Below are 13,085 nucleotides of genomic sequence, written 5' to 3'. Positions count from 1 at the left end.
TTAAAGCAATTGTTGAACTAACTTTTGATGGGGGGACTTAGAAGTGTGGATTATTACCGTATATGCGAAAGATGAGACGAGAATGTTCGAGTATGACACAGAAAACCAAGCACGAGAAGCTTTTTCAAAGTTAAATGGTTGCAAAGTCTTATCGGAAGTTGTTTATTTTAATGATGCTAGACTAAAGTTGTCAGCAGTATAAAGATAACAAAAGTAAAAAAGCTGCAGGTGTTTAGGTATTCTAAGCGCCTGCAGCTTTTTCTATTCTATTAAAAGGAGTTGAAAAATTCAGTAATATAGGCTACTATGTGAAGGATTATCACGATAGGTATAGTGGGATATTGCACATTACATAAGTAAGGAGAAGGGAGATTGCATGTCTAATCGAAGAATAGTCATTGCAGGAATTGAAAGTGGAGTAGGCAAAACAACTCTTACAATTGGTTTGATGGGAGCACTTCGCCAAAAAGGTTATGTTGTACAAGGCTTTAAGTGCGGACCAGACTATATAGATCCAACGTACCATACAGCTGTTACGGGCAGGATTTCAAGAAACATTGATAGCTGGATGCTTGAGGAAAAGATGATAGCAGCAATTATAAACCATGCAAGTGATGGAGCTGATATATCAGTTGTAGAAGGAGTAATGGGTTTTTATGATGGAAAAGCACCGACAAGTAATCATGGAAGCACTGCTGAGCTTAGTATTCTAACAAACAGCCCCGTTATTTTAGTCGTTGACTGTTCTGGAATGGCAAGAAGTGCGGCTGCAATTGTGAAAGGCTTTCAGCTTCTTTCAGAAGAAGTAAATATCGTAGGTGTTATTGCTAACCGAGTAGGCAGTCAAGGACATTTTCAACTAATTCAAGCAGCCGTTGAGCAAGAGTGTGGAATTCCCGTTGTTGGCTACTTGCCAAAATACGAACAGTTTTCCATGCCAGAGAGACATTTGGGCCTTATCCCATCAATAGAGCGTGGTGACTTGCAGCCCTTTTTTCATGAGCTAAGTGAAGCAATTTTAAAAACAATTGATGTAGAAAAAATTTATAAGCTTGCCAAGGCGCCAACCCTTAAAGGAGATACTACTATCTTTTCACGTCAAACACCTTTTAAAGTAAAAATCGCTGTGGCAAGAGATGCGGCTTTCAATTTTTATTATGAAGAAAATTTACAGTTATTAAAAGCAAAGGGTGCGGAACTTATTTATTTTTCACCTTTGCAAGGTGAAGTAGTTCCTAGTAATATAGATGGTCTTTATATTGGAGGGGGGTTCCCGGAAGAGTTTGCAGAGGAGTTAGCGAGTAGAAACGAAGTGAAAGAGTCCATTAAGCAAGCAGTTCATCGCGGAACACCGACGTTAGCAGAGTGCGGAGGGTTTATGTATTTAACCGAAGCAATCGTCACGACAGATAAAGAGAAGTTTGAAATGGTTGGCGTTATTCCTGGAGAGGCATATATGCAAACGCAGCTTGCTGCGCTTGGCTACAGAGAAATTGAAGGCGCTAAAGGCAACTTTTTATTAGAAGGCGGAGTAAAAGCGAAAGGGCATGAATTTCATTACTCAACGTTTCATTCAGCCGAAAAGCTTCCGCACGCTTATCGAACAACAAGCATGATAGGTGTAAAGGATGAAGGATACTTAAAAGAAAATCTTATTGCAGGCTATACGCATTTCCACTTTGGATCATCAGCGAAGCTTGTTGAAAACTGGATAAACAAATGCGAAAAATTTAAAAAAGAAAGAAGCGATTCAATATGACAACTGGGAAAGTATTTCTTGTGGGAGCGGGGCCTGGAGACCCGAAATTAATTACAGTGTATGGCGTTGAATGCATTCAACAATCAGATGTTATTCTATATGATCGCTTGGCTAATGAAAAATTACTAGATTATGCAAAAGCTGATGCAGAGCTGATTTTTTGCGGGAAGTTACCGGGAAAACATGGGGTTATTCAAGATAAAATTCATAGTTTATTAGTAGAGCATGCGCTTGCTGGAAAAACAGTCACCCGTTTAAAAGGGGGAGATCCGTTTGTATTTGGACGCGGAGCAGAAGAAGCACAGTTTCTTGTTCAACATGGCATTCCTTTTGAAGTAGTACCTGGAATTACATCAGGAATTGCGGCACCTGCTTATGCTGGAATCCCTGTGACCCATCGCGATCATGCAACATCGTTTGCAATTGTAACAGGACACGGTCGAGAAGAAAAAGGACAGGACTTCCTAAATTGGCCCGCGCTTGCAACAGGTATTGATACGATTGCATTTTACATGGGAGTTGGTAATCTACCGTATATTTGTGAGCAGCTCATTAAGCATGGACGAAATCCGCATACGCAGGTAGCGCTTATTGAATGGGGAACAACAGAGAAGCAGCGAACGGTAACAGGGGAATTGGAAGATATTGTAACAATCGCACAAGAAGAGAAAGTGGCGCATCCTGCAATTGTCCTTGTAGGAGATGTAGTCGGAGTAAGGGAAGCTATTCGTTGGTTTGAATAACAAAATTAATCAAGTGGGCTACTATATCTAATGATATGTGATTTTTGAGAATTTTTCTAAAAAAAAGCGACTAAAGATAGTGTACCTGAAGTAGTAAAAACTTTATAATAAATGTAAAAGAATCCAAAGCTACGGGTGATTACAGTGAATAAAGTTGTCAATAAAGATGCGCTGACAGATATACTTCAAATAGCCATTAACCTCATTAAAAGTCGCACGGTTTTTATCGGCACGCTTGATGACGTGTTTTCAATTATGAAAATTGTAAATAGTGAAGGTGGAAGTTTACTCCATGAGGGATTAACGTTACCAATTGAGCTTTCAATTTGTAATTTGGTAACGTGTGAAGAGTCATTAGTTATTTCCGATACAAAGTGTGATGTTCGAACAAAGCATTTGCAGGCCATTTATGATGCAGATGTAGGTTCTTACTTAGGTGCACCAATTGTATTGGAGAATGGCAAACTCTTTGGAACTCTATGCGCAGTAGATCCGAATCCACAGACGTTTACAGAGCAAGAAGTTTCATCAATTAAGCGTTTAGCAAATGTACTAGGCACCATCATTTCTCAACAGCAGCAGGTCATTGTGCCAGAGTTTGAAGAGAAAATGCAGCACTTAGATAAGTTAGCGCTTGTAGGTCAACTTGCTGCTGGGTTAGCCCATGAAATTAGAAACCCTATGCAGTCAGTAAAAGGCTTTATTCAATTTCTATTTGAAGAACATAATGAAACGAGCAGTCATATTAAAGATCTTGTATTAACAGAATTAAATAGAATGAATGAGTTGATTAGCGATTTTTTACTAGTGACGCAGCCCACTGCGCCTAAAAAGTCACTAACGTCCATTACTGACGTTATGCAAGCAACGATTGGTGTATTGCAAAGTGAAGCAAACCTACATAATATTTCTATTTGTTTGGAAACGGACGACTATGTGCCGAAGCTGTGGCTTGATGCTTCACAGATGAAGCAGGTGTTTTTAAATATCATAAAAAATGCTATTGAAGCGATTGGTCATAATGGGAAAATAGGGGTTTATGTTCAAAATAAAGGGGATATCATCTGTTTGTTTATAAAAGATAGTGGTCCTGGTATTCCTTTGTCGATTATTAATAAAATTGGAGATCCTTTTTTTTCAACGAAAGATGAAGGGGTAGGGTTAGGTCTTTCTATTTGTCAAAGTATTATTAAAGAGCATCAAGGTTTTATGAGTATTGCAAACGATTATGAAGGGACGGTTGTTAGTATTCAACTACCCGCTACAATATAAGAAAAAGCTGCCAAAAGGCAGCTTTTTCTTATGATTCACTTCCGCTAACCTTTTCAGCATCCCAATAAAATTCACTGAGAGCATCTGCTAGCGCTTTTACGGTATTTGTTAACTCTTCCATATTGTTATCAACGCCTCCAATTTCAAGGAGAATAGCATTAGTGGATAAATCTTGGTTGTAAACTCCGTTTCCACTCGCTTTACTTTTACCCAGTACACCACGACTTAATCCAGGATATTTCTTTTCTAAGCTTTCATGAAGCGCTTTTGAAAGCTTTAAGTTTTGCTCAAAGTTTTGATTTTCCTTCCCTAATACAAACATGACGCGTGCATACGGTTTATCATTAATTTCAATAGTTGTATCTTTTTTACGAAGAGAATCTCGATGCAGGTCAATAAGATAAGTTAAATCTTTATTATTAGCCATCGCTTCTTGTACGATGGTACGAGACATTGCATAAGAGCGAGGTGTTTTCCACCCTTTTTCATTTAACTTTGCACCGATATTGGTTGTATCGACTTCAGCTCCAATACCTTGTGATTCTAGCTCTTTTCCGAGCATTTCACCGACCATGCTAATATTGGTTTTACTATCCGTCGCTTTATCAGCATTAGAGGCGCCTTCTAAACCTAATAAAGGCAAATAGGACTCCCAGCTGTGCGTGTGATAGATATAGACAACTTTTCTCCCATTTGTTGTGTTGGCTGGAGGCTTTTCTTCTTGGTCTTGTTCCTTTTCCGTCGAAGGCTGTTCAACTTCTTCTTTGGCTACTTCTCTTTCTTTTAACACTTCTTCAATTGGAGGGGCGGATTCTTTTGGGAAGTTTGTAAAATTAGTTCCTTCACCCGCAATAATTAAATTTGAGTCAAAAATGCTAAACCCTGGAATTTCAGAGCCGAATAAGCTTCGTGCATCTTGCGTCCGTATGCTAGTAGAAAGTTCTAGTAGAGTGGAAGATAAAGAAGGTGTAGAAAAATTTTCGTCAAATGCTTTCTTAAAGTGCTGGTTTTCTTGACTCATTAAATAAAATAAGCTTTCCGCTTTATGTTTTGATAACGTCTGATACACAATTGATGAATGAAACTGCTCTTTGAATGCGGAGTAGCTTACTACAAAAACTGCCGAAGAAATGAGTACAACAACGCATATAATGACCATAATCATTCTATATGTGAGAACAAAAAAGTTAGCACGATTATCGTTACTAGATTTCAATATCGCTTACTCCCTTCAAGAACGCTTTTGAATCTAGTAACTAGTTTATGAGGATTAAGAAGGAAATATGAGGACATTTTCTAAAATAATAGAGTAATTGCTAGAAAAAATGCTAGCTAAACTGAATCGGTTAGCTAGCAGAAGAATGTTTACCTTGTAGCAGTTGATAAATTTGCTGACCTCTAGGAGTCAGTGTAAAGCCTCGGCTGTTCTTTGTTATGAGTTCTAAATGTTGAAACTGGTTAAATACTGCTATAATATGCTTTCTCTTCACGTTTTTTAAGAGCCCGTGTGCGTGTAGGTCTGTTAACCCTTTTTGACGCATGCTGTTTGTAGATTGGCCTTCAACTATTTGAAAATAAACTTCTTGCGCTTGAGAATCCTTTAGTAGATCTATTAGCTCTAAAAGCTTATAAAAAGACAGAGAAGAAAGTGGTTTCTTTTGAACCATTATCGGTGCTTTTAAAGATCCCTTTTGAATCTGCTCTAATTCTTGTTTATACATAGTTGAAAACTCATCGAGCTGCTGATGGATGACATTTTCATTTAGTAAGGCAACATAGTCTTCCATTGTTTGAAATAATGCAGTCTGAGATTCAACGTTCCACTTAGAGAAGTGGGGTAGTGACAGCTCAATTTCTTCGTTGATAGGGATATCAAGTGTAAGTAAGTCATTCATGAAAGCAAGAAATGGAGGCTCGTCTACATGATTAGAATGCAATGAAAACTGCTCAATTTGTTGAATTGTTTGGTTAATGTTCGTGATTACTAAACGATAACTCTCCGCTGCTATTTTCCATTTTTGGAGCTTACTCATTTTACAAATCAAGTCGTTGTTTTCTTTCAACAGCTCTTTGAATAAACGCTGCGTAGTGGCGAGGCGTTTGTTTGCTAACACGATATGAAACTCCTCACTTAGCGTAACGCAATCATCGATAATATGATAGGTTAGGGATAACCCTAAAGAGGAACAGTGAATCAGCAACGCTTCTTGGTCAGGTACGATTTGAATGATGCTTTCGTTTACACATGTTTTTATCCCGTATTCAAAAGCCTCATAAGAAAGCGAACGGAACGGTCTTAAACCAACTTCTAAACGGTTGCGAAAGTGCGCAACTTTTTCGGGGTTGTTCATTAAAAATAACAAAGGTGAGTTCTCACACTTTTCCATGGCTTGAATTGCTTCTTTGTTACGATTATAAAGTGAAACAAGCGGATGATCAAAAAAGCGACTGTTGACATGAAGCAGCCATTCTTCACGAGATGAATCGTGAATTCTCGCGCAAAACATATATTCTTTTACCAATTTTGAGAGGTAGCTATGTAGTTCTTCCTTAGACATGTTGCTAAAGTTCTCAGGGTAAAATTCATGCTCATGAATCGGGACACCACGATTTTTGTTGTAATCTTTCCATAGAAATGACTGAGGTTTCCAAAGGTGTGGATAAATTGTTTCCATTCTATCAATCGGAATAGGAAAACCGTCAGCTGAATTATTGTATAAAAATGAATTAAGAAGTAATTGTTCATCTATTGAGTACGTTTGAAGAGCTAATGAAACAGCTTCATTTAAACGAGTGAGCAATGCTTTTGTTTTTTTAGTGCTCAGTGAACGAACCGTTTTATTTTTGCGACCAAGCGGTATAAAAGTTAGCTGCGGATAGTCTTCAAACTGAATCGATAAGTTTTCAGGTACTGCCATTATCGTAACTCCTTTCTTGTAGCTTGTATTGTAGCTATATTTTCGTAAAAGAAAAAGTTTTGATGTGTTAATTCGGAATATTTTTTCATGGTTTAAATAAAGAGAAAAGTATATAACGTTAACTGTATTTATAAATGAAAGAAGGAATTAAGAACCTATTTGTGTAATTAGTGTATGTATGTTTTTTTGTTCAATCCAAAAATAGGAGGATCTTATGGTCAAAAAAACAATAAAGGCGTTAAAGCAGAGGCTATGGGAAAATAACGATGTAATTGAAGTGTATAAAGGAAATGGAGAAGTTGATTTCGTCACGTGCACATTTTACGAGGGTTTAGTAGAAGAAGCAATTCATCAGTTTGAACAAAAGCATACGTATGTTATGCCAAAAGACTACAGAGAATTTTTAAAGGAAACGAACGGCTGTCGCTTATTTGAACCAACTATAGAAGAAAAAAGCATTGTCTTATACAGTTTGGAAGATTTGGAGGGGCAATGTAGTGAAGGCTGCATGATCATTGGAACTTTGAATGACAAAGAGGTTTTACTTCGGAGAGAAGAAGCAAGCGAGCACTCAGTCATAATAAAAAGCAAATATGAGCCGGTTGAGCAAGCAGTGAACTTACATATGACTTTTGAACAGTGGTTTGATCGACTAATAATGAGCCAAGGGAATTTATTTTGGACGTGGTCTGTTCAGCTAATTCCTGTACGAATTAAACGATTTCAATGACAAAACGTGCTGCTATGAGCGGCACGTTTTGTCATTTGTCAGATCATAGGTATATAAAACATCTTCTAGAAGTACCCCTTCAAATTCATGAGGGTGTGTTTTTACAAACTGTGCTCCTTGACGTTTGTAAAAGTTGATCGCGTGCGTATTCTTTCCCAACGCCCAAATATCAATTGACCGAACTCCTGAGAAATAAAGGTCTCTTTTGATAAAGTCCATTAACAAGGTGCCAATTCCTTGACCCTTTGCGTGATCTGAAATGTATAACGCAACCAATTCACCTTTATGTGATGAGTCGCTGTACGGTTCGTATGCACCAAAACCAACGATATCTTGCTTATCGTCGAAGGCTGCCACAACAGAAGTCCCGTCTTTCTGTAAAAAAGTGCTCCATTTTTCCTCGCTGTCTTGATAGGAAAGCTTTTCTAAATAAGAGTCTGGAATTAGACCATGATAGGTGGTTTTCCAACTATCAGTATATAACGTTGAAATGCTGTGTATATGGCTGAAATTAGCTTTCATTAGCTGCAATGTGTGACCCTCCGTATACAAAAATGAATGAATAACATGAATAAATTGTAAATGAATGTAATATTAGACCATATTAAGAGATTCTTACTTTTTTTTATGATATGGTTTAATTATCAAAATAGTTTAATAATAATTTCTTTTTCAGCAAGAAGAAAGGATGTGGACATGTCATTAAAGCTTCGCTTTTTATTAACCTATCTTAGCATGGTTTTGGTTTTTGTGCTTTTACTTTTGCTTTTTGGATTTTTAGTGTTCTTTTCAATTACAGGAGATGCTAATTTTTTGCAAAAAACATACTCAAATGCATATGTATATAAGCTCTTAACACCGGAAGAAGAAACCACATTTCTAAATGTAAAGCTGCTGAGTCAAGAAGACCCAAACCAACTTCTGAATCAACAACTAATCAAAAGCTATGAACAAGAAGGCATTGATATAATTGTCAGAAAGAATGAAGAAGTGACGTACTCATCGTTTGCTATAAATCGACGAACAGTGCACAAAGAGCTGCCGTATTTTAATGAAAAGAGTACAAAGTCAGCTACATATGAACAAGATATCATTCGAATTCAAAATAAGTTTTATTCATATATCAAATTGGATTTTTACTTCCCCAACCGCGATGAAGGAAGCGTTTTGGTTTTACGAAGCATTAGCCCTTACGTCGGAATTGTTCATAAAATCTTTCCGTTTTTATTTATTTTTCTTTTGCTTTTATTCGTTGTGATTATTGGTTTTGTTAACTATGTTGTGTCTAGAAGCGTTATTAAGCCAATTTATACATTAAAGCGAGCTGCTGAACGCATTCGTCAAGGAGACGTTCATTTTTCAATACCGTACAAGCATAATTCCAAAGATGAAATAAACGAGTTAACCAATTCTTTTGAAGAAATGAGAAGAAAGCTGCAATCATCTATTGACCTTCAAGTTCATTATGAAGAAAACCGTAAGCAACTGCTGTCAAGCATTTCACATGACCTAAAGACGCCTATTACATCAATTATTGGTTATGTTGAAGGGATACAAGACGGCGTAGCCAACACACCTGAAAAGCTTGAAAAATATCTATTGACCATTTCGACGAAAGCAAAGGATATAAACAGCTTAATTGACGAGCTCTTTTTATTTTCTAAGTTAGATTTACATGAAGTACCATTTCATTTTGAAACTGTGAGTATTAATGACTTTATGGAGAGGCTTAACCAGGAGCTGCAATTTGAATTGGAAGAAAAAGGAGTGTTGTTGCATTTTTATACTACGCTTTCCAGAAGAGCGTATGTAAAAGCAGACACAGATAAGCTGCGGCGAGTAATAATGAACTTAATTACAAATAGCATTAAATTCATGGATAAAGAGAACAAGCGTATTGAGCTGATGCTGAGTGAAAACGAAAGTGAAGTAATTGTAAGAATAGTAGACAACGGGTGTGGCATCGAACCAAGAGCGCTTCCATACATATTTAACAGGTTTTATCGAGCTGAAGAATCGAGAAGTACGCAAACGGGAGGAAGCGGTCTGGGATTAGCAATTGCCAAACAAATTATTGATTCACATGGTGGATTGATTTGGGCAACAAGTACATTACATAAAGAAACAAGCATCTATTTCTCTTTGCAAAAAATAACTAAATAGAGGTGATAGTAAGAGTGAAGCGGATATTACTAATTGAAGATGAGCCCAGTATTGCAGAGCTACAGCGTGATTATTTAGAAATTAACCAGTTTGAAGCCCATGTTCAGCATAGCGGAGAAGAAGGGTTAGAAAGAGCTTTGAACGAAGAGTTTGACCTCATCATTTTAGATATTATGCTCCCAAAGCTAAACGGGTTTGAAGTGTGCAAACGAGTTCGGGCGGTAAAAGATATACCTATTTTACTTGTATCAGCTAAAAAAGAAGAAATTGATAAGATTAGGGGTTTAGGGTTGGGTGCTGATGATTATATCACAAAGCCGTTTAGCCCTGGAGAGCTTGTAGCGAGGGTCAAGGCTCATTTATCTCGCTATGAGCGCTTGAGCGAGCGCAATCATACAAAAAAACGAATTAATGTTCATCACATTGAATTGGATAAGCTAGCTCGTCGCGTCTTCGTTTATAATCAGGAAGTAACATTTACCACAAAAGAGTTTGATTTATTATTATTTCTTGTTACTCATCCAAACCAAGTACTTAGCAAAGAACAGCTGTTTGAAAATCTATGGGGATTTGACTCGACTGGAGATATTTCAACGGTTACGGTGCACGTAAGAAAAGTGCGTGAAAAAATTGAACAAAATCCTGCTCAGCCTCAGTACTTAGAGACAATTTGGGGAGCGGGATATCGGTTTAATATTTAAGGGGGAAAGAAATTGCGAGTGAGAACAGCTACCACATTAGATTATCCAGAACTGCGATTTATTTATCTGAAATCTCGCAGTCGTCACTTTCATTGGTTGAAACCTGAAGTCCTTCAGCTTGAAGATTTTGATAGGGATACAACAGGTGAACATATATTAGTTGCTGAGATTGATCGTAAAATAGCAGGATTTGTGTCTTTGTATCTTCCTGATAATTTTATTCACTGCTTGTTTGTACATCCCGACTATTCAAGGAAAGGTGTTGGAACAGCGTTATTAGATGCATCCATTCAAAACATGAATACGCCACTGCGTTTGAAGTGCGTATCAAAAAATGACAAAGCACTACTGTTTTATAAGAAAAATGGGTGGGCGCAAGTGGTTGAGGAAGGACCGATAGAGGAACGTTACTGGGTAATGGAGTACCGATAAATAAAAAAACGAAAAATCCACGAATATGGATTTTTCGTTTTTTGTTTAAGAAGAAAATGCGGGTTGTTTTGATTTGTTAGCATATGGCTTACTCTTTGTATGAAGGAAAGATTGTGCGTAATCAAGAGCTTTACTTGCTTGAGAAAAAAAGTGCTGTTTACCAATTCGGTCATAAAGACCTGTTTTAAGAAACATTTCTTTTGGCTGAGCATCTAGTCCTGTAATTAATAACGCTCGGTTATCCTCATCAAGCCTTTGATGAACGTTTGAAAGTAAATCTTCGCCTGAGGTGTCAATAAACGAAACTTGCTCCATTTTTAAAATAACAACGTCTGCATTCGATTGAATGATACTATCAGTTGCTTCTTCTAATCGTTCAGCTGAGCCGAAAAAGAGCGACCCTTCTAGCGTGTACATTTGAAGCTGGGATTTTTCATCATCGTTGTTTGTTTGTGAAACATGAAGTGATTGACTCATACGCTTGACAAACATAATAATGGCAAAGAGTAATCCTACGCCAACACCTGTTGTTAAGTCGAAGAATACGGTTAGCAAGAACGTGATTGCTAAAACCGCAGAGTCTGCAGTTTTTGTTTTGAAAATATGAGCAAATTCTTTTCGTTCGCTCATATTAAAAGCAACGACCATTAATACAGGTGCCATACTTGCTAGTGGAATATGAGAGGCATATGGTGCTAATACCAACAGAACGATTAGTACAACGAGGCCATGTACAACTCCTGAAATAGGTGACGTTCCTCCGTTACGAATATTAGTTGCTGTTCGAGCGATTGCTCCTGTTGCGGGAATACCTCCAAACAAAGACGTGGCCATGTTAGCAATTCCTTGTCCTACAAGCTCTTTGTTGCTGTTGTGTTTTGTCTTTGTCATACTGTCAGCTACCATAGCTGATAGAAGTGATTCAATTCCGCCAAGCATAGCGATTACAAGTGCTGCTGGTAATAGCATAACAATGGTATCAACTGTTAATTCAGGCCACTTAAAAGCAGGGAGCTCATTCGGAATTGGACCATAGGTTGATCCAATAGTAGCAACCTTGCCTTGAAAAAAAAGAACGGCAATCAAGGTGGAAAACAGAATGCCTAACAATGCACCAGGAACCTTTGGAATAAATTTGGGCGCAATAAGGACAATTACTAAACAAATAATAGCTATTAGTATGCTATAAATATTGATAGCAGATAGGTTTGTGATAATTTCCCACATGCTAAGGTGAAAAGTCTCATGTTTTTCTATATTGTGTAACCCTAAAAAATTTGCAATTTGTCCTGAGAAGATAATAATTGCAATACCGGCAGTGAAACCAATTGTCACGGGCTTTGGAATGAATTTGATAAACTTTCCAAGCTTAAGAAGGCCCACAATAACTAAGATAATTCCTGCCATAAAGCCAGCTATAATTAAATTCTCATAACCATATTGCATGACAACTCCTAACAAAATAGGAACAAATGCACCTGTTGGACCTGCAATTTGGAACCGGGATCCCCCCAATAAGGAGACCAAAATCCCAGCAATAATCGTTGTATAAATACCATATTCAGGTCGGACGCCAGAAGCAATGGCAAATGCCATAGCTAAAGGGATTGCTACAATACCCACCACGAGTCCAGCAATCAAATCTTTTTGCAAACGTTCTGCGCTATAATCTTGAAATCTAGTCGCCTTTTTCATTTGAGTATCCTCCTTTTATGTAATTGGTAGACGAGTTGTTCTAAGTTGATACACTTAGTCTAAAGAGCAATCGTAAAGAAAGGTGAAAAGAATTATTAAAAAATTCTTAAAAGAGGGCAAAAGTTATCTAAAGTGAAGAATGAAAATATGCTTAAAATTATAATTAGGTAAAATCAATATATTGACATTAACGTTAACGTCAGGTATTCTTATATAAGTAAAGTTAACGTTAACGTTAACGTCCTGGAGGTTTATTGTACATGTACAAAATTGATGAAGTAACAAAAATGACAGGTTTAACAAAACGAGCAATTCGCTACTATGAAGAAATAGGGTTAATTTTGCCACCCTCACGTACTAAGGGAAATGTTCGACTCTACACAGAAAACGAAATAAATGAGTTAAAAAAAGTTGCTGAAGCGAAGGAAGTACTTGGCTTTTCCTTGCAAGAGCTTCAAGAATTTATGTCGTTAAAAAGAACGATTGAACAAGCAAAAAGAGATCAGAATGTCTCAGCTCAAGATGTATTGGAAATTGAAAATATGATCCATACCCAAATAGAAATGATTATGTATAAGGTCGATAAGATGATGACATTTAAACAAGAATTAGATGCCATGCATAAACGAGCTAGAGATATTCGAAAACGAAAGGAACAAGAGGAGTGACGCG

The 13,085-nt window shown here is 37.3% G+C and carries 13 protein-coding genes; 9 read left to right on the top strand and 4 right to left on the bottom strand.

Annotated elements, in window-relative coordinates:
- Window positions 1-43: 43 nt before the first annotated feature.
- From EPL02_RS20715 to EPL02_RS00625, 4 genes are all read left to right on the top strand, one after another.
- Window positions 44-202, top strand: a complete 159-nt coding sequence (locus EPL02_RS20715) for a hypothetical protein (RefSeq protein ID WP_165932486.1) — start codon at window positions 44-46, stop codon at window positions 200-202.
- Between the two features lie 174 nt (window positions 203-376).
- Window positions 377-1,759 carry a cobyrinic acid a,c-diamide synthase CobB gene (locus EPL02_RS00635; RefSeq protein ID WP_131886785.1) on the top strand — a complete coding sequence of 461 codons (1,383 nt, stop codon included), beginning with the start codon at window positions 377-379 and terminating at the stop codon, window positions 1,757-1,759.
- The gene (cobA, locus tag EPL02_RS00630; protein ID WP_094909999.1) at window positions 1,756-2,502 is read left to right on the top strand and encodes a uroporphyrinogen-III C-methyltransferase; all 747 of its coding nucleotides are present in this window, start codon (window positions 1,756-1,758) and stop codon (window positions 2,500-2,502) included. Before EPL02_RS00635 ends, cobA begins: the two co-directional genes overlap by 4 nt.
- Before the next feature lie 144 nt (window positions 2,503-2,646).
- Entirely contained in the window at window positions 2,647-3,774 is a 1,128-nt protein-coding gene (locus EPL02_RS00625) for a GAF domain-containing sensor histidine kinase (protein WP_094910000.1), read from the top strand.
- A gap of 28 nt (window positions 3,775-3,802) precedes the next feature.
- Here EPL02_RS00625 and spoIIP read toward each other — a convergent pair whose 3' ends face one another.
- Together spoIIP and EPL02_RS00615 are read right to left on the bottom strand one after the other, a co-directional pair.
- Window positions 3,803-4,990 (bottom strand): stage II sporulation protein P, encoded by a 1,188-nt coding sequence (gene spoIIP, locus EPL02_RS00620; RefSeq protein WP_131886784.1) that lies wholly within the window; start codon window positions 4,988-4,990, stop codon window positions 3,803-3,805.
- A 130-nt stretch (window positions 4,991-5,120) separates the two neighbouring features.
- Window positions 5,121-6,692 (bottom strand): RQC-minor-2 family DNA-binding protein, encoded by a 1,572-nt coding sequence (locus EPL02_RS00615; protein WP_131886783.1) that lies wholly within the window; start codon window positions 6,690-6,692, stop codon window positions 5,121-5,123.
- A gap of 214 nt (window positions 6,693-6,906) precedes the next feature.
- Between EPL02_RS00615 and EPL02_RS00610 the strand changes: the two genes are divergently transcribed.
- Window positions 6,907-7,422: an SMI1/KNR4 family protein gene (locus tag EPL02_RS00610; protein WP_131886782.1), complete on the top strand. Its 516-nt coding sequence runs from the start codon at window positions 6,907-6,909 to the stop codon at window positions 7,420-7,422.
- Between the two features lie 12 nt (window positions 7,423-7,434).
- Here EPL02_RS00610 and EPL02_RS00605 read toward each other — a convergent pair whose 3' ends face one another.
- Window positions 7,435-7,944, bottom strand: coding sequence for a GNAT family N-acetyltransferase (locus EPL02_RS00605; RefSeq protein ID WP_286175208.1), 510 nt, complete (start codon window positions 7,942-7,944; stop codon window positions 7,435-7,437).
- A 174-nt stretch (window positions 7,945-8,118) separates the two neighbouring features.
- Here EPL02_RS00605 and EPL02_RS00600 point away from each other — a divergent pair, with 174 nt between their 5' ends.
- The 3 genes from EPL02_RS00600 to EPL02_RS00590 are packed head-to-tail and all read left to right on the top strand — an operon-like array spanning window position 8,119 to window position 10,718.
- The gene (locus tag EPL02_RS00600) at window positions 8,119-9,585 is read left to right on the top strand and encodes a sensor histidine kinase (protein ID WP_131886780.1); all 1,467 of its coding nucleotides are present in this window, start codon (window positions 8,119-8,121) and stop codon (window positions 9,583-9,585) included.
- 14 nt (window positions 9,586-9,599) lie between these two features.
- Window positions 9,600-10,286: a response regulator transcription factor gene (locus tag EPL02_RS00595; RefSeq protein WP_131886779.1), complete on the top strand. Its 687-nt coding sequence runs from the start codon at window positions 9,600-9,602 to the stop codon at window positions 10,284-10,286.
- A gap of 18 nt (window positions 10,287-10,304) precedes the next feature.
- Window positions 10,305-10,718: a GNAT family N-acetyltransferase gene (locus EPL02_RS00590; RefSeq protein ID WP_434223164.1), complete on the top strand. Its 414-nt coding sequence runs from the start codon at window positions 10,305-10,307 to the stop codon at window positions 10,716-10,718.
- 45 nt (window positions 10,719-10,763) lie between these two features.
- Here the strand turns inward: EPL02_RS00590 and EPL02_RS00585 are convergent, their stop codons facing one another.
- Window positions 10,764-12,413 (bottom strand): SulP family inorganic anion transporter, encoded by a 1,650-nt coding sequence (locus tag EPL02_RS00585; RefSeq protein ID WP_131886777.1) that lies wholly within the window; start codon window positions 12,411-12,413, stop codon window positions 10,764-10,766.
- 260 nt (window positions 12,414-12,673) lie between these two features.
- Between EPL02_RS00585 and EPL02_RS00580 the strand changes: the two genes are divergently transcribed.
- On the top strand, window positions 12,674-13,081 hold the full coding sequence (locus EPL02_RS00580) for a MerR family transcriptional regulator (protein WP_094910007.1): 408 nt from the start codon (window positions 12,674-12,676) through the stop codon (window positions 13,079-13,081).
- The last annotated feature ends 4 nt before the right edge of the window (window positions 13,082-13,085 follow it).

Source organism: Bacillus sp. CBEL-1, assembly GCF_004348885.1.
GTDB lineage: Bacteria > Bacillota > Bacilli > Bacillales > Bacillaceae_H > Priestia > Priestia aryabhattai_A.
The sequence above is the reverse complement of the archived record's forward strand: the minus strand, read 5'-3'. Positions and strand labels throughout refer to the sequence as shown.